16 protein-coding genes are annotated in these 19,744 nt (G+C 70.9%); 5 read left to right on the top strand and 11 right to left on the bottom strand.

What is annotated here, in order from left to right; translation table 11 throughout:
* Positions 1-71: 71 nt before the first annotated feature.
* The 4 genes from trpS to FM125_RS10160 form a co-directional block, all read right to left on the bottom strand.
* Entirely contained in the window at positions 72-1,148 is a 1,077-nt protein-coding gene (gene trpS / locus FM125_RS10175; RefSeq protein ID WP_087134526.1) for a tryptophan--tRNA ligase, read from the bottom strand.
* Positions 1,149-1,222: 74 nt separating this feature from the next.
* On the bottom strand, positions 1,223-2,149 hold the full coding sequence (locus tag FM125_RS10170; protein ID WP_087134525.1) for an exodeoxyribonuclease III: 927 nt from the start codon (positions 2,147-2,149) through the stop codon (positions 1,223-1,225).
* A 1-nt stretch (position 2,150) separates the two neighbouring features.
* Positions 2,151-2,687 carry a hypothetical protein gene (locus FM125_RS10165; RefSeq protein WP_087134524.1) on the bottom strand — a complete coding sequence of 179 codons (537 nt, stop codon included), beginning with the start codon at positions 2,685-2,687 and terminating at the stop codon, positions 2,151-2,153.
* A gap of 189 nt (positions 2,688-2,876) precedes the next feature.
* Positions 2,877-3,458: a VanZ family protein gene (locus FM125_RS10160; RefSeq protein WP_180525500.1), complete on the bottom strand. Its 582-nt coding sequence runs from the start codon at positions 3,456-3,458 to the stop codon at positions 2,877-2,879.
* Positions 3,459-3,639: 181 nt separating this feature from the next.
* On the opposite strand from FM125_RS10160, the gene FM125_RS10155 reads away from it, so the two are divergent.
* Positions 3,640-5,109, top strand: coding sequence for an MFS transporter (locus FM125_RS10155; protein WP_245829972.1), 1,470 nt, complete (start codon positions 3,640-3,642; stop codon positions 5,107-5,109).
* A 39-nt stretch (positions 5,110-5,148) separates the two neighbouring features.
* Here FM125_RS10155 and FM125_RS12440 read toward each other — a convergent pair whose 3' ends face one another.
* From FM125_RS12440 to glyA, 4 genes are all read right to left on the bottom strand, one after another.
* The gene (locus tag FM125_RS12440; protein WP_143745337.1) at positions 5,149-7,122 is read right to left on the bottom strand and encodes an ABC transporter permease; all 1,974 of its coding nucleotides are present in this window, start codon (positions 7,120-7,122) and stop codon (positions 5,149-5,151) included.
* A gap of 2 nt (positions 7,123-7,124) precedes the next feature.
* Positions 7,125-8,057 (bottom strand): ABC transporter ATP-binding protein, encoded by a 933-nt coding sequence (locus FM125_RS10145; RefSeq protein WP_245830004.1) that lies wholly within the window; start codon positions 8,055-8,057, stop codon positions 7,125-7,127.
* Positions 8,058-8,261: 204 nt separating this feature from the next.
* Entirely contained in the window at positions 8,262-9,167 is a 906-nt protein-coding gene (locus FM125_RS10140; protein WP_087134618.1) for a bifunctional methylenetetrahydrofolate dehydrogenase/methenyltetrahydrofolate cyclohydrolase, read from the bottom strand.
* Between the two features lie 8 nt (positions 9,168-9,175).
* Complete coding sequence (gene glyA, locus FM125_RS10135) at positions 9,176-10,453, bottom strand: serine hydroxymethyltransferase (RefSeq protein WP_087134522.1); 1,278 nt, start codon at positions 10,451-10,453, stop codon at positions 9,176-9,178.
* Positions 10,454-10,721: 268 nt separating this feature from the next.
* Between glyA and FM125_RS10130 the strand changes: the two genes are divergently transcribed.
* A complete protein-coding gene (locus FM125_RS10130) occupies positions 10,722-12,206 on the top strand; it encodes a catalase (protein ID WP_067188009.1) in 1,485 nt (494 codons plus the stop codon).
* Between the two features lie 104 nt (positions 12,207-12,310).
* On the opposite strand, the gene FM125_RS10125 is transcribed toward FM125_RS10130, so the two are convergent.
* On the bottom strand, positions 12,311-14,638 hold the full coding sequence (locus FM125_RS10125) for a hypothetical protein (RefSeq protein ID WP_087134521.1): 2,328 nt from the start codon (positions 14,636-14,638) through the stop codon (positions 12,311-12,313).
* 150 nt (positions 14,639-14,788) lie between these two features.
* On the opposite strand from FM125_RS10125, the gene purU reads away from it, so the two are divergent.
* From purU to FM125_RS10110, 3 genes are all read left to right on the top strand, one after another.
* Positions 14,789-15,712: a formyltetrahydrofolate deformylase gene (gene purU / locus FM125_RS10120; protein WP_087134617.1), complete on the top strand. Its 924-nt coding sequence runs from the start codon at positions 14,789-14,791 to the stop codon at positions 15,710-15,712.
* A gap of 126 nt (positions 15,713-15,838) precedes the next feature.
* On the top strand, positions 15,839-16,360 hold the full coding sequence (locus FM125_RS10115) for a gamma carbonic anhydrase family protein (RefSeq protein WP_087134520.1): 522 nt from the start codon (positions 15,839-15,841) through the stop codon (positions 16,358-16,360).
* A 2-nt stretch (positions 16,361-16,362) separates the two neighbouring features.
* Positions 16,363-17,334 carry a D-isomer specific 2-hydroxyacid dehydrogenase family protein gene (locus FM125_RS10110; protein ID WP_245829970.1) on the top strand — a complete coding sequence of 324 codons (972 nt, stop codon included), beginning with the start codon at positions 16,363-16,365 and terminating at the stop codon, positions 17,332-17,334.
* A gap of 159 nt (positions 17,335-17,493) precedes the next feature.
* On the opposite strand, the gene FM125_RS10105 is transcribed toward FM125_RS10110, so the two are convergent.
* Entirely contained in the window at positions 17,494-18,861 is a 1,368-nt protein-coding gene (locus FM125_RS10105; protein WP_087134518.1) for an ABC transporter ATP-binding protein, read from the bottom strand.
* A gap of 35 nt (positions 18,862-18,896) precedes the next feature.
* A complete protein-coding gene (locus tag FM125_RS10100) occupies positions 18,897-19,718 on the bottom strand; it encodes a carbohydrate ABC transporter permease (RefSeq protein WP_070638885.1) in 822 nt (273 codons plus the stop codon).
* Positions 19,719-19,744: the final 26 nt, after the last annotated feature.

The following is a 19,744-nucleotide window of genomic DNA, read 5'->3' as shown; positions in this document are numbered from 1 at the left end:
CGACGGCGGGGACCTCCCCCGTCAGGAGGAGATCCCCGCGGTGCGTCTGCGTCTTGAGGACGAGTGAGGACTCAGCCGACCGGCGGCAGGAAGCCGACCTTCCGGTAGACGTCCTCGAGCACCGGGGTGGCGACCTCGCGGGCCTTCTGGGCTCCGGCGGCGAGCAGGCGGTCCAGCTCGGCCGGGTCCTCGAGCAGACTGAGGGCCCGTTCGCGGATGGGGGTCACGGCCTCCACCACGGCGTCCGCGACCGCGACCTTCAGGTGGCCGTACATCTTGCCCTCGAACTCGGCCTCGAGCTCGGCGATCGGCTTCTGGGTCACCGCGGACAGGATGGTCAGCAGGTTGGACACGCCCGGCTTCTGGTCGCGGTCGAAGCGGACCTCGGTGCCGGTGTCCGTGACGGCGGACTTGATGCGCTTGGCGATCACCTTCGGCTCGTCGAGGATGTTGATCAGGCCGTTCGGGGACTGTGCGGACTTGGACATCTTCGAGGTCGGGTCCTGCAGGTCGTAGATGCGGGCGCCGGCCTCCGGGTAGAAGCCGGTCGGCAGCACGAACGTCTCGCCGTAGTGGTGGTTGAACCGCTGGGCGAGGTCGCGGGTGAGCTCCACGTGCTGGCGCTGGTCGTCGCCCACCGGCACGCCGTGCGGCTGGTAGAGCAGGATGTCGGCGGCCATGAGCATCGGGTAGGCCAACAGGCCCACGCCGGCGGCGTCCGTGCCCTGCTTGGCGGCCTTGTCCTTGAACTGCGTCATGCGCATCGCCTCGCCCATGCCGGTCATGCAGGTCAGCACCCAGGCCAGCTGCGCGTGCTCGGGCACCTGGGACTGGACGAACAGGGTGGAGCGCTCCGGGTCGATGCCGCCCGCGATGTACTGGGCGGCGGCCACGCGGGTGCGCTGGGCCAGGGAGGCCGGGTCCTGAGGCACGGTGATGGCGTGCAGGTCCGGGATGAAGAAGTAGGAGTCGAAGTCGTCCTGGGTGCGGACCCAGTTCACCAGTGCGCCCAGGTAGTTGCCCAGGTGGAGGGAGTCGGCCGAGGGCTGCATGCCGGAGAGCACGCGGTGGCCGGTGCCGGCGCCGGCCAGGTGGGCGGTGGTGGACGGATCCTTGGCCAGGACGTCGGCCACGGTGTTCTTCGTCATTGCTCTTCTTGTCTCTTCGTGTGTGCTGCGCGGCGGCCGCGCATGGCTGCTGCGGGTGCCCCGGGGCGGGGCGTTCAGTACTGGTAGTCGGCCACGAGCGGGGCGTGGTCGGAGAAGCGGGTGCCCCAGGACGGGGCGCGGTCCACCACGGCAGAGGTGGCGCGGTCCGCGAGGGACGGGGTGGCCATGTGGTAGTCGATGCGCCAGCCGGCGTCGTTGTCGAACGCCTTGCCGCGCATGGACCACCAGGTGTAGGGGCCGGCCACGTCCCCGGCGAGGGTGCGGGCCACGTCCACGTAGCCGAGCTCGTCGAAGAAGCGGTCGAAGTAGGCGCGCTCCTCGGGCAGGAAGCCGGCCTTCTTCAGGTTGCCCTTCCAGTTCTTGATGTCCCGCTCGGTGTGGCCGACGTTGAGGTCGCCGGTGACCAGGACCTCGTTCCCGGTGGCGGCGAGTTCGGGCAGGCGGCGGACCATCTCGTCCAGGAAGCGGTACTTGTCCTCCTGCTTGGGGGTGCCGACGCCGCCGGTATGCACGTAGGCGGACACCACGGTGAGCAGGGAGCCGTCCGGCAGGCGCACGTCGGCCTCGATCCAGCGGCCCCGGTCGTTGACGTGGCCGTCCTCGTCCCGCAGGCCGCGGCGGACGTCCTCGATGGGGAACCGGGAGGCGATCGCCACGCCGGCGCGGCCCTTGGCGGCGGCCTCCACGTCCACCAGGTGCACCTCGTCCCAGGCGCCGTCCACGATCTCCGGGACCAGCGCGGCGGTGATGTCCTGCGGGGCCCGGACCTCCTGGAGGGTCATGATGTCCACGCCGCGGCCGGCGAACCAGCCGATCATGCCCTTGCGGTGGGAGGCGCGGATGCCGTTGACGTTGACCGAGGCGATGCGCACCGCGCCCTCGGCCTTGGGGGCGCCGGCGTTGGCGTGGATGATCGGCTCGCCCTCGGCGGGCTCGGGGTATTTGCCGGTGACGGGGTCCTTCTGGGGCAGCTGCGCCATGTCAGCCCACCACCGTTCCGGACACCGGGCCCTCGCCCTCGTCCTTGCGGGCGTCGTCGCCCTTGATCATGTCCCGCGCGTTGGAGGCGGTGATGTCGATGGTCTCCAGCGCCCGGTCCACCATGTCCCGGTCCAGCTCGCCGGAGGCGAGCTGCTCGCGCACCACCTTCACCTGCACCTGGCAGATCTTGAAGGAGTGGTCCAGCTTGGTGTCCCGCATCGGGTCCGCGGACGTCTGCGCGCCGGCGGCTGCCGGGGCCTCCTGGCGGCGGGCGGTGTTGGCGACCATGGAGTCCACGCGGCGGGCGGCGCCCTGGATCCCCCTGCGCATCAGCAGGAACACGACGATCGCGAAGATCAGCCAGCCGGCGGAGATCGCCACGAGCAGCCAGCCGATGACCGAGTTCTGGTTGGCCGCGAACAGCAGCGCAACCAGCAGCACGGTGACCATCACCGCGAAGCCCAGACCGCCGACCTGCAGCCCTCCTCCTCGTGCGTTGCGGGGCGTGCCGGGGGCACCGGGCAGGGCGTTGGCCATGGGTGTGCTTCCTCTCCTCGAGGGCTCGCGTGCGGGATCAGCCTCCATTCTCCCGCACCGGCGGTGCCGGTGCCACTCGGGCCCGGACCGAGGTGAGGCGTCCCGACGACGGCACCGTCCGTCGTCGTGCCGCTGGCCTTTCCGTGGGGCGGTGGGCGCGAGGAGAACCGGGGCGCGGGACGCCGCGGCTCAGCGCGCGGCCGGGCGCGCGGCCGGGCGCGCGGCGCCGGAGGCTGGACGGGACCGGCCTCGGAGCGCGGTGGCGACGAGAGCGCCCAGGGCACCGCCGAGCACGGCCCAGAGGACGTCGTCGACGGTGATGGACCGATCGCCCGGGACCACGGTCTGCAGCAGCTCGATGCCCACTCCGAGCGCGAGGAAGACCACCGCTGTGCGGGCCACGGACCAGCGGAAGGCCCACGCCGCCACAAGCCCACCGACGGCGAACATCGCGATGTTGAACAGGGGCTCGAGGTACGAGGTGGCGGCCACGCCGTCCGCGGCGGTGAACACGGAGCGCAGTGGGACCAGGTCCACGCGGTCGGACAGGGGCCTGTCGAAGCTACCGCCCATGCCGACGGTGCCGACGAGGGTGACCACCGCGACGCCCATGAGCCACATCACGAACAGCCAGAGCGCCGTCACCCGGTCCAGGGACCAGCCGCGCGGCAGCCCCCGCCACCTCAGGACGGCCAGGACGACGGCAACGGCCACGCCGAGGCCGACGAGCAGGGGCAGGAATCCTGCGTAGGTGCTGATCCACGAGCTCATGGGCACCCTCCATTCTTTTCTCTTTAAAAGACCCTCATGGATACTTAATAACATCTGGTCACAATTGACCCCTGCCCGGAACATTAGCTTGAGCTTCTTGCTGTCGCAACTCTTTCTCGTCAAGCCAGGCTCCTGAAGCGATCGGAACCGTTCATCGAGGCCCCTGGCCTATCCTGTCCCGGTGACCGAGACGACCCCGGAGGCCACCTCCACGCGCTTCAGCCCGGAGCAGACCCGCATCCTGCTGGTGCTGCTCATGCCGCTGTTCCTGGCCTTGATGAGCGTGTCCGTGGTGAACGTGGCGGTGCCGGCGATCGAGCGCGGCCTCGGCGCCACCGCCGCGGACCTGCAGTGGGTGCTCTCCGGCTACACCCTGACCTACGGGGTGGTGCTCGTGGCCGCCGGCCGTGCCGGCGACCTCTGGGGCCGCAAGCCGCTGTTCCTGGCCGGGATCCTCGTCTACGTGATCGGCTCGCTGCTGTCCGGATTCGCCGCGAACGCGCTGATGCTCAACGCCTCGCGTCTGCTCATGGGCTGCGGGGCGGGCCTGTTCAACCCGCAGATCATCGGCGTCATCCAGTCCTCCTTCACCGGGCGTGCACGCGGCCGGGCCTACGGGTTCTTCGGCACCGTGATCGGCCTGGGCGTGGCGGTGGGCCCGCCGGCCGGCGGCGCGCTGCTCGGCGTGGCCGGGGACGACTGGGGCTGGCGCTGGCTGTTCCTGATGAACGTGCCGCTGGGCCTGGCCGCCCTGGTGATGGGCCTGCTCTGGCTGCACCCGCCGACGCAGACCTCAGCAGACCTGGTGCCCAGGGGGCTGAAGTACCTGGATCCGGTGGGCATGACGCTGCTGGCCGCCGCGACCGTCTGCCTGATGCTCCCGTTCATCCTCACGGACGCACTGTGGCTGCTGGCCGTAGCCGCCGTGCTGGTGATCGCCTGGTGGGCGTGGGAGGTGCGGGTGCGGCGGACCGCCGTGCAGACCGGCGTGTACCCGATGGTGGATCCGGCCCTGTTCCGCCGCCCGTCCTTCAGCCTCGGCACCCTGCAGGTGACCGTGTACATGGCCGCCATGCCGGCCGCATTCGCCGTGGTGGCGATGTTCGCCCAGGACGGGCTGGGGCTGAGCCCGTTCCTGGCCGGCGTCTCCACCCTCGGCTCAGCACTGATGGTGGTGTCGCTCTCGGCGTGGATCGGTGCGCGGGTGGACCGGTTCGGCCCATGGTTCGTGTTCGCCGGCGGGGTGCTGGCCGTGGTCTCCGCGCTGCTGCTGATCCTGGCGTTCGCGCGCGTGACGGACGGGTCCTGGCCGTTCTGGACCGTGGCACTGATCCTGCTTCCCCAGGGCGTGTCCCAGGCGCTGATCATGACCAGCACCCAGGTGCTCATGATGGACGACGTGGCCCCCCGCGAGGCCGGTGCCGCCGGTGGCGTCTCCCAGACCATCCAGCGCATCGGCACCTCCACCGGCATCGCCGCGGTGACCGGTGTGTACTTCGTGACCGCCGCCGGGATGCGGGACGCCTCCGCGCGCGAGGCCTCCGGCGCGGCCGCGGTGGACGCCCTGTGGGTCGTGCTGGCCTGCTGGTGCGTGGTGCTGGCCGTCGGTGCGGCAGACCTGGCGCGCCGCGGCGTGCAGCGCCAGCGGTAGCGCGGCGCCGTCTGACGGCTCAGCGCAGGAAGGGTCTGGTCAGCGCAGGAAGAGCCTGGCCAGGCGACGCGAGGCGAACACCAGGCCCGCGGCGGCCATCACCACGAAGTACAGGATGTGCCCGGCGGTGGCCCAGGTGACCACGCCGACGGCCAGGTGCCGCATCATCTCCACCGCGTGCCACAGCGGCAGCGCCTGGATGAACCACTGCACGCCGGTGGGGTACACCTGCAGCGGGAAGAACGTGGCGGAGAACAGGAACATCGGCAGCATCACGATCATGATCCAGTCCATGTGCTGGAACGTCTTCATGTAGCTGGTCACCGCCATGCCGACCGCCGCGAACCCGAACGCCACCAGCAGCGCGCCGGGCACCATGAGCAGCGCGGTCCAGCTGGTCACCAGCCCCATCAGCGCCATGACGATCAGGAAGGACGCGGCGTACACGGCGCCGCGGAACAGGGCCATGAAGATCTCGCCGAGGGCCACGTCCAGGGGGCCGAGGCGGGTGGCGAGCATGGTCTGGTAGGTCTTCGCGTAGCGCAGCTTGAAGAAGACGTTCCAGGTGGAGTCGTACACGGCGCCGTTCATGGCGGACACCGCCAGCAGCGCCGGCGCGATGTACATGCCGTACGGGATCGGCTGCCCGTCCGGGCCGGGCAGCTCGCCGATCAGCGAGCCCAGCCCGATGCCCAGGGACAGCAGGTACAGCACCGGCTCCGCGAAGCCGGAGACGAAGACCGCCCAGTTGTTCGACTTGAGGGACAGGAACGCCCGTTCCAGCACGGCGCGGATGTTGCCGGAGTACATGCCGGACAGGGCGCCGGTGCGCACGGTGATCTCCGGCATCGGTGGGACGGCGGCGGTGCCCGGCGTCCCGACGACGGCCGCTCCCCCAGGTCCTGCCGCCTCGCCGGCGGTGGTCGCCTCGCCGGCGGCCTCCGCCGCCGAGGACGCGGAGGCGGCCGGGGCCGATGAGGCGCGCTCGGCGCGGCGAGACAGGACGGAACCGCGGGGCCCCTTCGTCCGCGTCACCACCGCGTCCGGGTCCGGGCGGCCGGACCGCCAGCCGAGCCGGCGGGTGTAGATCGCGACGGCCACCAGGGCGCCGGAGGCGGCCAGGCCCATCAGGTAGAGCACGTGCACCGCGGTCAGCCAGGCCGGGTTGTCCATGCCGTAGGACAGCACGCGGCCGAGCTGGGCGGCGTGCCACTGCGGGGAGATCCAACCGATCCACTGCAGGGACAGCGGCAGCTGGGTCAGCGGGTAGAACGTGGCGGAGAACAGGAACAGCGGCATCACCACGAACCGCTGGAGCAGGGCGAACTGGCCCTTCTCGTCCCGGATGGACGCGGCGAACGCCATGATCCAGGAGCCGATCGCCAGGCCGCCGAGGGTCGCGGAGAACACCTGCAGCCAGGACCACGGGGAGTCCGTGGCGCCGAAGGCCGTCATGATCAGGTAGAACACCGCGGACTGGGCCAGGAACCGCAGCGACACGGCGGTCAGATGGCCGGCGGCGATCTGCGCCGGACTGACGGGCGTGGCCTGCGGCGCGTAGTAGGTGCGCTGCCACTTGAAGCCGCCCATCACCGGGTAGGAGAACTCCACCGAGGCGGTCATCAGCGCCGAGGACGCCAGCAGCGCCGGCGCGATGAACTGCAGGTACGTGGCGCCGCCCAGCACCTCGGCGGAGGCCCCACCGCTGATCAGCGTGGCCAGGCCGAGGCCCATGGCCAGCAGGTAGACCAGCGGCTCGCCCACGGCGTTGACCACCAGCACCGAGCCGTAGCGGCGCATGGAGCGCAGCTGGTGCTCGGCGAAGTACCAGAGCCCGCGGCGCCTGACCCTGCGCGCGGACTCGGCCGGACCGAAAGGAGGCTGCAGCGGGCCGGACGCCGTGGAGGCGCCGGCCGTGCCGCCCGGCGCGGTGCCTGCGGCATCCTGGCGCGCGGACGAGGAGGCGGGGCGGCCGCCGGAGGAGGCGGCCGTCGTCGGGAAGGTCTCGGCCATGCTCAGTCCACCAGGGTGCGGCCGGTGAGGATGAGGAACACGTCCTCCAGGGAGGCGCGGCGGGTCAGCGCGGTGACCGGGGCGCTCACGCGGCCGGCCGCGGCGAGCGCGGCGACGGCGTCCTGGAGCTCGTCGGCACGGTCGCCGTAGAGCAGCACACGGTCCGGGAGGACCTCGATGCGGTGCACGCGGGTCTCGGCCCGCAGCACCTCGGCGGCGGCCTCGTTGCGGTCCGTGCCGAAGCGGACCTCCAGGACCTCGCGGGAGGCGTGCTCGCGGATCAGCGCCTGCGGGGTGCCGGCGGCCATGATCTGCCCGCCGTCCACCACCACGAGCCGGTCGCAGAGCTGCTCGGCCTCGTCCATGTAGTGCGTGGTGAGCACGAGCGTGGTGCCCCGCTCCTTCAGCCGGTAGAGGCGGTCCCAGAGGATGTGGCGGGCCTGCGGGTCCAGGCCGGTGGTCGGCTCGTCCAACAGCAGCAGCTGCGGCTCGTTCACCAGGGCGCGGGCGATCACCAGGCGGCGCTTCATGCCGCCGGAGAGGGCGTCGGCCTTGGTGTCCGCCTTGTCCGTGAGCTGCGCGAACTCCAGCAGCTCCAGGGACTTGGGCTTGAGGTAGGAGTAGGGCAGGCCGAAGTAGCGTCCGTAGATCAGCAGGTTGTCCCGGGCGGTGAGCTCCTCGTCCAGGTTGTCCTGCTGCGGGACCACGCCCAGGTGCGCGCGGACCGCGGGGCCGTCCTCCTCCGGGTCGATGCCCATGATGGACAGCTCTCCGGCCGTGCGCTGGGAGACGCCGGCGAGCATGCGCATGGTGGTGGACTTGCCGGCGCCGTTCGGGCCGAGCAGGCCGAAGCACTCCCCCGGTGTGACGTCCAGGTCGATGCCCTGGACCGCGTGGAAGTCGCCGTAGTGCTTGCGCAGGCCGCGGGCGCGGATGACGGACGTACCCGAGGTGCCGGCGGCGGTCTCGGTGGCGGTCTCGGTGGCGGTCTCGGCGGCGGGGGGCACGGGGGTGCCCGCAGAGGAGGTGGTGTGGCTCACGCCAGCATCCTACGCGTGGACGGCACCATGATGCGGACGAGACTCCGCCAACGGTGGCTGACGCGCACAGGGGACGGCGGCCGGGTCAGCCCAGCGGGCTCAGCGGGTCTCCCCCGCCCAGTCGCCCGAGGCGGCGTCCCGCTCGGCGGCCTCCACCACGTTGGCGAGCAGCATGACGCGGGTCATCGGGCCCACGCCGCCGGGGTTCGGCGCCATCCAGGAGGCCTTCTCGGCCACGGCCGGGTCCACGTCCCCGGAGATGCGGGAACGGCCCTCGGCGTCCGTGGTCCGGGAGACGCCCACGTCCAGGACGATCACGCCCTCCTTGACCTGCTCCGGCTTCACCATGTGGGCGGAGCCGGCGGCGGCGATGACCACGTCGGCCTCGGCCAGCAGCTCGTCCAGGTTGGTGGTGCCGGTGTGTGCCAGGGTCACCGTGGCGTTGACCTCGCGGCGGGTGAGCACCAGGCCGGCGGGCCGGCCGATGGTCACGCCGCGGCCGACCACCAGCACGTGCTTGCCCGCCAGCTCCACGCCATGGCGCTTGAGCAGCTCCACGCAGCCGGCCGGAGTGCACGGCAGCGGGGAGTCCAGGTCGCCGCCCACGGAGGCGACCAGGCGGCCCAGGTTCATCGGGTGCAGGCCGTCGGCGTCCTTGGCCGGGTCGATGGCCTCGAGCACCTTCTGGGTGTCCACGTGCTTCGGCAGCGGCAGCTGCACGATGTACCCGGTGCAGTCCGAGTCCTCGTTCAGCTCGCGCACGGCCTCGAGGATCTGCTCCTCGGTGGCGTCGGCCGGCAGTTCCTTCTGGATGGAGTGGATGCCGACCTCCGCGCAGTCGCGGTGCTTGCCCGCCACGTACTTCTGCGAGCCGGGGTCCTCGCCCACCAGGACGGTGCCCAGGCCCGGGGTGAAGCCGTGCTCGGCCAGCTGCGCCACGCGTCCGCGCAGCTCGTCCTTGATGGCCGCCGCGGTGGCCTTGCCGTCCAGCTTCTGTGCTGTCATCTGGGCGGTCACCAGTTCTCGAGGCCGTCGTACAGCGGGAAGTCGTCGGCGAGCTTGGCCACGCGGCCGCGCAGCGCCTCCAGGTCCGCGCCGGGCTTGAGGGCCTCGGCGATGACGTCGGAGACCTCGCGGAACTCGGCCTCGCCGAAGCCGCGGGAGGCCAGGGCCGGGGTGCCGATGCGCAGGCCGGAGGTGGTCATCGGCGGGCGCGGGTCCCACGGGACGGAGTTGCGGTTCACGGTGATGCCGACCTCGTGCAGGATGTCCTCGCCCTGCTGGCCGTCCAGCTGCGAGTTGCGCAGGTCCACGAGCACCAGGTGGACGTCGGTGCCGCCGGTGAGGACGGAGACGCCCTGGTCCTGCATGTCCTTCGCGGAGAGGCGCTCTGCCAGGATCTGGGCGCCGGCCAGGGTGCGCTCCTGCTTGGCCTTGAACTCCTCGGAGGCCGCGATCTTGAAGGCCACGGCCTTGCCGGCGATCGCATGCATGAGCGGGCCGCCCTGCTGGCCGGGGAACACGGCCGAGTTGATCTTCTTCTTCAGGTCCTCCTTGCAGAGGATGAAGCCGGAGCGCGGGCCGGCGAGGGTCTTGTGCACGGTGGAGGAGACCACGTCCGCGTGCGGCACCGGGTTCGGGTGCAGGCCCGCGGCCACGAGGCCGGCGAAGTGGGCCATGTCCACCCAGAGCTTGGCGCCGACCTCGTCCGCGATCTCACGGAACGCGGCGAAGTCCAGCTGGCGCGGGTAGGCGGACCAGCCGGCCACGATGACCTTCGGCTTCGAGGCGAGCGCCTGCTCACGGACCTTGTCCATGTCCACGGTGTAGGTCTCCGGGTCCACCTCGTAGGCGGCGATGGTGTAGTTCTTGCCGGAGAAGTTGATCTTCATGCCGTGGGTGAGGTGGCCGCCGTGCGCCAGGGACATGCCCATCATGGTGTCCCCGTGGTCCATCAGGGCGGTCATCACGGCCACGTTCGCCTGGGCGCCGGCGTGCGGCTGCACGTTGGCGTGCTCTGCGCCGAAGAGCGCCTTGGCGCGCTCGATGGCGAGGTTCTCGGCGACGTCCACGAACTCGCAGCCGCCGTAGTAGCGGCGGCCGGGGTAGCCCTCCGCGTACTTGTTGGTCAGCACCGAGCCCTGGGTCTCGAGGATCGCGCGAGGCACGAAGTTCTCGGAGGCGATCATCTCGAGCGTGCCGCGCTGACGGCCCAGCTCGTCGGCCAGGACGGCGGCGATCTCTGGATCGACCTCGGACAGCGGGAGGGTGTTCACATCGGGCTGGGTCACGGGCTTTCCCTTCGGCGGTCGGCTGCTCCGACCCTCGGCTGGTCGGACTGCTCCGTGGACCATCCTAGCCAGGGGTGTGGCGCCGCTCGCAGCGGTGTGCGTCCATGGCCGCTTCGGCGACGACGGCCCGCACCACTTTCGCTGTGGGCGTCACCGCCGGAGCACACCGCCCCTTACAGCTTCGGACGCCAGGTGACACAGTGGAGTGAGCCCTCCGGAAGAGGGCGGAAACCCGGGCCCGGCCCGGACGGAACCGCAAGGAGTGAGCATGATCGAGAAGAAGACTCCCCACGCCACCGGATCGACGACGCAGTCGGGCGCCCCGGCCGTGTCGGACCGCCAGTCGCTGACGGTGGGCCCGGACGGCCCGGTCGTCCTGCACGACTCCCACCTCGTGGAGACACACCAGCACTTCAACCGGATGAACATCCCGGAGCGCCGTCCCCACGCGAAGGGCTCCGGCGCGTTCGGCGAGTTCGAGGTCACCGAGGACGTCTCGCAGTACACCAAGGCCCTCGTGTTCCAGCCGGGGACCAAGACCGAGATGCTCGCCCGCTTCTCCACCGTGGCCGGTGAGCTGGGCTCCCCGGACACCTGGCGCGACGTGCGCGGCTTCTCCCTCCGCTTCTACTCGGAGGAGGGCAACTACGACCTGGTCGGCAACAACACCCCGGTGTTCTTCATGCGCGACCCCATGAAGTTCACCCACTTCATCCGCTCGCAGAAGCGCCTGCCGGACTCCGGCCTGCGTGACGGCACCATGCAGTGGGACTTCTGGGCGAACAACCCGGAGACCGCCCACCAGGTCACCTATCTGATGGGCCCGCGCGGCCTGCCTCGCACCTGGGCGGAGATGAACGGCTACGGCTCCCACACCTACATGTGGGTCAACGCCGAGGGCGAGCGCTTCTGGGTGAAGTACCACTTCATCTCCCAGCAGGGCGTGCACAACTTCACCAATGACGAGGCCGTGAAGATGGCCGGCGAGAACGCCGACTACCACCGCCAGGACCTGTTCGAGTCCATCGCCGCGGGGAACTTCCCGAAGTGGGACCTGTACGTGCAGGTGATGCCGTACGAGGAGGCGAAGACCTACCGGTACAACCCGTTCGACCTGACCAAGGTGTGGTCCCAGAAGGACTACCCGCGCATCAAGGTCGGCACCATGACCCTGAACCGGAACCCGGAGAACCACTTCGCGCAGATCGAGCAGGCCGCGTTCTCCCCGGGCAACACCGTGCCGGGCATCGGCCTGTCCCCGGACCGCATGCTGCTGGCCCGCTCCTTCGCGTACCACGACGCGGCGCGCTACCGCATCGGCACGAACTTCGCGCAGCTGCCGGTCAACCAGCCCAAGTGCCCGGTCAACTCCTACACGTTCGACGGCCAGATGACGTACCACCACCAGGGCAACGCCCCGCAGTACGTCCCCAACTCCTTCGACCACTCGTGGTCCGACGAGGAGGGCCGCGTCGACAACGGCTGGGAGGCCGACGGCGAGATGACCCGCGAGTCCCAGACGCTCCGCAAGGACGACGACGACTTCGGCCAGGCCGGCATCCTGGTCCGCGAGGTGTTCTCCGACGCCGAGCGCGCCGAGTTCGTGCAGACCGTGGCCGGCGCCCTCGACGGCGTGAAGGAGCCGGTGCTCTCCAAGGCCCTCGAGTACTGGAAGAACGTGGACGCCGAGACCGGCGCCAAGATCGAGGAGGCCGTGAAGGCCGCCGCCGGAGATGAGATCCCGGGCGTCTGATCCGGCAGGACGTCCATGGGCAGACGACGGCCCCCTCACTTTTCGCAAGTGAGGGGGCCGTCGTCTGTCCGGAGCCGCGTGCGTCCGCGGCGCCTGTCAGCGGATCACTTCTTCCAGCGGCGCTCCTGGGCCTGGGCCAGCTTGTCGCGGAGGAAGGCGGCGCCCTTCACAGCACCCTTGGCGCCGGCCTCGGCGCCCTTGGCGGCCCCCTTCGCGGCCACGGAAGCGGCACCCTTGGCGGTCTCCACGATGGTCTCCTTCAGGGAGCCGTCCTCCTGACGCTTCGAGGCCGTGGCCTCGGCGGAGGTGCCGGCCGCGGTGCCGGAGGCACCCACGGACACCGGGCCCTGGGCGGCCGGGGTGTGGTGCTCGCCGAGGGCCTCCTCGGACTGGACCTCATGACGGTCGGTGCCGGCATTGCCGGTGGCGGCATTGCCGGTGGCGGCATTGCCGGTGGCGGCCTTGTCCGCATCAGCCTGGTCGGCGCCGACCTTGTCGGTGTCGGCTGTGCCTGCACCGGCGTCCGAGGCGCCGGCGGCGGATGCCTTGGCCTCGTCCTCGGCGATCTCGCGCCGGGCGCGCTCGGAGACCGGTCCCGCGTAGCCGGGCACGCCGGTCACGGAGTAGCCGTCCATCTGGGCGGCCGTCTCGCGTCCGGAGTCGGCGGTGTCGGTCTGCGGGGCGTCGGCAGGGCCGGAAACGGTCTGCGCGGCGTCCGCTCGGCCGGCATCGGTCTGCGCGGCGTCCGCTCGGCCGGCATCGGTCCGTGCGGCGTCGGCCGTGTCCGCACCGTCGACGTCGTCACCCTCGGCCCGGGCCTTGAGCTGCTCGTCGGTCACGGTCTCGATCTTCGTGCCGTCGGCGGTGCGGCCGGCGGTGGGCTCGTCCAGCAGGTCGCCGTGGTCCTTCTCGGTGCCCGGGACGTCAGTGCCGCTCGTCAGGGTCTGAGCGCCGTAGGTGCCTTCCTTCGGAGCCTCGGCCTTCTCGGTCCGGGCGGCGTGGGCGGCCGCACCGGCAGCCACAGCGCCGCCGGCGACGGCGGTGCCGCCCACCACGGCGGCGGTGCCTGCGCCGGAGCCCTGCGACTTTTCGGCCTCGGCGGCCTGGACGGTCTCCTTCTTGTCGGCGTCGACAGTGGCAGCCTTGTCGGCGTCGACCGCGGCGGTCTTGTCGGAGTCGACAGTGGCGGCCATGCGGTCCTCGTCCTTGGAGGACATCGCCAGGGCCGGCTCGCCGTCGGCCTGGTCGGCCTGATCAGCCTTGCCGGTCGGGGCGGTGCCCTGGCCCGTCTCGGCCTCGGCTTCGTCGACCTGCACGCCCTGACCGCCGGCCACACCGGCGGTCGCGGCGGCTGCGGTCCCGCCGACGACACCCGCCGCAGTGGCTGCGGTGGCCTGCTGGACCTGACGCTGGGAGTCGGTCACCGGCGCCGGCTCGGAGGCCGTCTCAGCGGCCTTGTCCTCGGAGCCCGTCTCAGCGGCCTTGTCCTCGGGGACGTCGGCGGCCTGCTGACCGTCTGCGGCCTCGTCCACCGTCACGCCACGGCCACCGGCCTGCACATCGGCGTCCTGGGAAACGCCGGACTTCTCGGCACCGGCACCCACGGCGCCCTTGTCCGCGACCTCACGCTCGGCGCCCTCACGATCGGCGTCCTTGTGGGCGACCTTCTGCTCAGCAGCCGGGGCGGCGGTCTTCTCGTCGGCCTTCACGGTGCCGGCCTCGTCGGCGCTTTTCTCGTCGGCCTTCACGGCGCCGCCCTCGTCGGCGTCCTTCTCGTCCTGGGACGCGGCGGCAGCACCACCGGCCACAGCACCACCGGCCACGGCACCGCCGGCGACAGCGGCAGCGGTCTTGCTGCCCGTGCCGCTCTCCTTCGGGGCGTTCGGGGCCTTGCCCTCACGGGCGGTCTCCGCCTCGGAGACCTTCTCACCCTCGGTGAACTTGATCGGCTTGCGCTTGCTCGGGTCCTTGGCATCCGGTGCGGTCGGGGTGTCCCACGGGCCTCCCTTGCCGACCTTCGCGGCGGCGTCGGCATCGGCCTCGTCCACCTGCACATCCTTGCCGCCGGCCTGCACATCGGCGTCCTTCAACACGTCCGGGTCCTGGCCGTCCTTGCCGCCGGCCTTCACGGCGCCCGAGTCCGCGGCAGCCGTGCCCGCGGCGGCCTCATCGGCCCCCTTGGCACCGTCGGCACCCTTCGCCGCCGTGACGTCCTTGGTCGCCTTCTTCCGGGGCGTCACGCGGTCGGCCCCGGCGACCTTGTCTTCGTCGCCCGGGACCACGCCGTCCTTGATGCCGGCCTTCTTCTCGCGCTGCTCCTGTTCGAGCTCGGCGTTCGCCCGGCGCTTGCCGGCGACGACGCTCAGGATGATGAGGATCAGCAGCACCACGATGATGGCGGCGATCACCACATAGACGATGGGGTTGTCCATGATGTCTCCTCTGTCTACTTCCGGTCGATGTCACTGCTGATTCCGCGGTCGCGGAGACAGTTCAGACCCGAGAATGTCACACCTTCCGCTGTGTGGTCATCGGCCGACCCCCCGGTTCGACGCGACCGTCCCCGTGGTTTGATGGCAGGCATGTCTGCCTCCGACGCCGTCCGCCTGCCCTCCCCCGCCCCCACCGGTGCAGCCGCCTCCCCCGCTGCCGGCGAGCGCGAGTTCGTCCTGACGCTGTCCTGCACCAACACCCGGGGCATCGTGCACGCGGTCTCCGGCGCCCTGCTCGAGGTGGACGCGGACATCACCGAGTCCCAGCAGTACGACTCCCCGGACACCGGCACCTTCTTCATGCGTGTGGAATTCCGCACCCCGGCCGCACACGACGCCGTGGACGCCGCCCTCGCCCCGGTCGGCGAGCGGTTCGGCATGCACCTGCAGCTCTGGGACGCCGCGGTCCGCACCCGCACGCTGGTGATGTGCTCCAAGGACGGCCACACCCTGAACGACCTGCTGTTCCAGCAGCGCGCGGGCACCCTTCCGATCGACATTCCGGTGGTGGTCTCCAACCACCTGGACCTGCAGCCGCTGGCCTCGTTCTACGGTGTCCCGTTCATCCACCTCCCGGTCTCCGCCACCGGCACCCAGACGAAGGCCGCAGCCGAGGCCCGCCTGCGCGAGCTCATCGAGGAGTTCGACATCGACCTGGTGGTCCTCGCCCGCTATATGCAGATCCTCTCGGACGAGCTCTGCGCGGAACTCGAGGGCCGTGCCATCAACATCCACCACTCGTTCCTGCCGTCCTTCAAGGGCGCGCGCCCCTACCACCAGGCCCATGAACGCGGCGTGAAGCTCATCGGCGCCACCGCCCACTACGTCACCGCGGACCTGGACGAGGGCCCGATCATCGCCCAGTCCGTCCAGCCGGTGACCCACGCGCAGACCGCCGCGGACTTCGTGGCCCGCGGCCGGCACGTGGAGGGCAACACCCTCGTCCAGGCCGTCCGCTGGCACGCCCAGCACCGCGTCCTGTTGGACGGGCGTCGCACGGTCGTCTTCGGCTGATCCGCACCCGCGTCCCTTCCCGACGACGACCCTCGCCGGGAAGACGGAGGGACCCGGCCGTCGTCGTCAGGCCTCGGACGACGGCGGCGCTCGCCGCCGCCTGTCCGCTCCCCGTAGCCTGGTGACATGGCACACATCATCACTGTGAAGGGCGCTACGCCCCTCATCCACGAGTCCGTCTTCCTCGCCCCGACCGCCGCGATCACCGGCGACGTCGAGATGGCCGAGCGCTCCTCCGCCTTCTACGGCGTCTCCGCACGCGGCGACTCTGCGCCCATCCGCGTGGGCGAGGGCACCAACCTGCAGGACAACGTGGTGCTGCACGCGGATGAGGGCTTCCCCTGCGAGCTGGGCTCCGGCGTCTCCGTGGGCCATTCGGCCGTGGTGCACGGCGCGAAGGTCGGGGACGACTGCCTGATCGGCATGTCCGCCACCGTCATGAACGGCGCCACGATCGGCGCCGGCTCCCTGGTGGCCGCCGGCGCGCTCGTGCTGGAGGGCACCAAGGTCCCCGCCGGCTCCCTGGTGGCCGGTGTCCCGGCCAAGGTGCGCCGCCCGCTGACGGACGAGGAGCGCGAGTCCCTGAAGCGCAACGCAAGCATCTACCTCGAGCTGTCCGCGGCCCACAAGGCCGCCCAGGAGGGCTGAGGGTGCGCGCCGAACGCCTGCTGATCCTGCCGACGGCCGAGCAGCTGGCCGGCACCCGCTACGCCGAGGCCCGCCGCGGGCCGACGGAAGCCGTCACGCAGACGCGAGGGGCCGTCGTCGGGACGGACGGGTCACCCCACGGCGACGGCGACGCGACCGCGCTGGTGCTGCTGACCCCGATCCCGGTGGAGGACGTGCGCGCCGCACTCAAGGCGAACCCGCAGATCGACTGGGTGCAGTTCCCCTTCGCCGGGATCGAGGCCTATGTGCCGCTCGTGCGCAGCCGCCCGGAGATCACCTGGACGTCGGCGAAGGGCACCTATGCCCCGCCGGTGGCCGAGCACGCCCTGATGCTGACCCTCGCGCTGCTGCGGCATCTGCCCGAGCGCGTCACGGCGACGTCCTGGGGTCAGTGCCGGGGGAAGAGCCTCGACGGGGCCCGCGCGGTGGTGCTCGGCGGCGGGGGCATCGCACAGGAGTACATCCGACTGCTCAAGGCCTGGGACGTGCACGTCACCGCGGTGCGGCGCAGGGCGGACGACGTGCCCGGCGCGGACGTCACCGTGACGACCGACCGGTTCGACGAGGTGCTGCCCGGAGCCGACGTGGTCATGCTGGCCGCCGCCGCGACCGACCAGACCCGCGGGATCGTGGGCGCACGGCAGCTGGAGCTCATGGACGACGACGCGGTGCTGGTCAACGTCGGCCGCGGCGTCCTCGTGGACACCGACGCCGTGACCGCCGCCCTGGCCGCCGGGCAGATCCGGGCCTACGGCACCGACGTGACCGACCCCGAGCCGCTGCCGGACGGACACCCGCTGTGGGCCGAGCCGCGCTGTCTGATCACCCCGCACACCGCCGACACCCCGGAGATGTGCATCCCGCTGCTCGATGCGCGGATCCGGCGGAACCTCGCCGCCCGCGCGGAGGGCAGGGAGCTCGAGGGGCTCGTGGACGTCGAGGGCGGGTACTGAGCCGAACACGGCGACCAACGCCACCAAGGCGACCAAGGCGAAAGTGAGGGCAAGACACGGCGTCGAGATCGACGAACGAGACCGTGTCTTCCCCTCACTTTCGCTGTGGGCCGAGGCCAGGGCGCCCCGGGAGCGTCAGGCCAGGACGCCCCGGGAGCGTCAGCCCTGGGTGTGGGAGCCGGTGCGGCCTTCGCCCTCGGTGCCGTGGTCGAGGTTGTCCCCGATGGCGTCCTCGGTCCGGTGCCCGGCGCCCTCCTGCTCCTTCTTCCGGTCGTTCTCCTGGGCCAGGTCGATCTGACGCTGGCGCTCCTCGCCGGCCATGCGGGTCAGCTCGGCGCCGGCCTCGGGGTCGCGGGTCAGGTTCTCACCGGTCTTCGGGTCGAAGAGGTGGATGCGGGAGGTGTCCACCCACAGGTCCACCGGGGTGCCCGGGCGGACGCGGGACTCGGCGGACAGGGTGGTCACCACCACCGGGCGCAGCTCGTCCGCGTCCATCTCCTTCGCCAGGTCGGAGAGCATGGTCTTGACCTCCGGGTCCGGGTCGAACTCGATGTGACCGTACTGCTCGTGGCCCAGCCACTCCAGGTGGGTCAGCTCCACCTGGAAGATCGAGCCCTTGGACTTCTTGTCCTCGTCCACGAGGGAGGCGTCCTCGAAGAACTCGGGGCGCAGGCCCACGAACACCAGGTCGCGTCCCTCGGCGGCCTTGGCCTTGGCCTCCGGCACCGGGATGTCCCCGATCGGCGAGGACAGGACGTGGCGGCCGCCCTCGGACTTGAGGCTGGCGGGCAGGAAGTTCATCGACGGGGAGCCGATGAAGCCGGCCACGAACAGGTTGATCGGCTGCTCGTAGAGCTCACGCGGGGAGGCCACCTGCTGCAGCTCGCCCTTCTTCAGGACGGCCACGCGGTCGCCGAGCGTCATCGCCTCGGTCTGGTCGTGGGTCACATAGATGGAGGTGATGCCGAGGCGGCGCTGCATCTGGGCGATCTCGGCGCGCATCTGGCCGCGCAGCTTGGCGTCCAGGTTGGACAGCGGCTCGTCGAACAGGAACGCGTCGGCCTCACGGACGATCGCACGGCCCATGGCCACGCGCTGGCGCTGGCCGCCGGAGAGGTTGCCGGGCTTGCGGTCCAGGTGGTCGTCCAGCTCCAGCATGCGGGACGCCTCGGCCACCTTGGCCTTGATCTGGTCCTCGGAGAGCTTGGCGTCCTTGTTCAGGCGCAGGGGGAACGCGATGTTCTCGAACACCGTCAGGTGCGGGTACAGCGCGTAGTTCTGGAACACCATGGCGAGGTTGCGGTCCTTCGGCGCCACCTCGTTGACGCGGCGCTCACCGATCAGCAGATCGCCGTCGGTGATGTCCTCCAGGCCCACGACCATGCGCAGCAGGGTGGACTTGCCGCAGCCGGAGGGGCCCACGAGGATCACGAACTCGCCGTCGGCGATCTCCAGGTCGACGCCCTTCACCGCGTGGAAGCCGTCGTCGTAGGTCTTGTGGATGTTGTTCAGGGTGATGGAGGCCATCGGTTCAGGGTCCTTTCGAAGCGTTGGTCCGGGCCTCAGCCCTTGACGGCGCCGTTGGTCAGGCCGGCCACGATCTGCTTCTGGAAGAAGAGCACCAGGAGCACGATCGGGATGGTCACGATGATCGCGGCGGCGGAGATCGCGCCGGTCGGCGACTCGAACTGCGAGGCGCCGGTGAAGAACGCCAGTGCCGCCGGCACCGGACGTGCCGCCTCCGTGGAGGTCAGCGAGATGCCGTAGACGAAGTCGTTCCAGGCTATGAAGAACGCGATGATCGCGGTGGTGAACACGCCGGGCGCGGCCAGCGGGACGATCACCTTCCTGAACGCCTGCAGCGGGGTGGCGCCGTCCACCTGGGCTGCCTGGTCCAGTTCCCACGGGATCTGCTTGAAGAACGCGGCCAGCGTCCAGATGGAGATCGGCAGGGTGAGCGAGAGGTAGGGGATGATCAGGCCGAGCCAGGTGTCGTACAGGCCGATGGTCCGCCACACGTTGAACAGCGGGGTCACCAGCGAGATCACCGGGAACATGGAGACCATCAGGGAGACCGTCAGCACCAGCCGCTTGCCGGGGAAGTCCAGGCGCGCGATCGCATAGGCGCACAGGGTGGCCAGGACGACGGCGACCACGGTGGCGATCACCGAGATGCCCACCGAGTTCCGCAGTGCCGTGAGGAACAGCTCGCGGGAGCCGCCCACGAAGATCTCCTCGTAGTTCACGGTGGACCAGGAGGTCGGCAGCAGCCGGCCGTTGGACAGGTCCGAGGGCGTCTTGAAGCTGGTGGCCAGGATGGAGAACACCGGGAACAGGCACCAGATGCCGATCAGCACGGTGAGGACCCACCAGCCGAGGGTGATCCGACCCGTCCCGGACTTCTTCCTGG

This window comes from Micrococcus lylae (assembly GCF_900163825.1).
Taxonomy (GTDB): Bacteria; Actinomycetota; Actinomycetes; order Actinomycetales; family Micrococcaceae; genus Micrococcus; species Micrococcus lylae.
The sequence above is the reverse complement of the archived record's forward strand: the minus strand, read 5'-3'. Positions and strand labels throughout refer to the sequence as shown.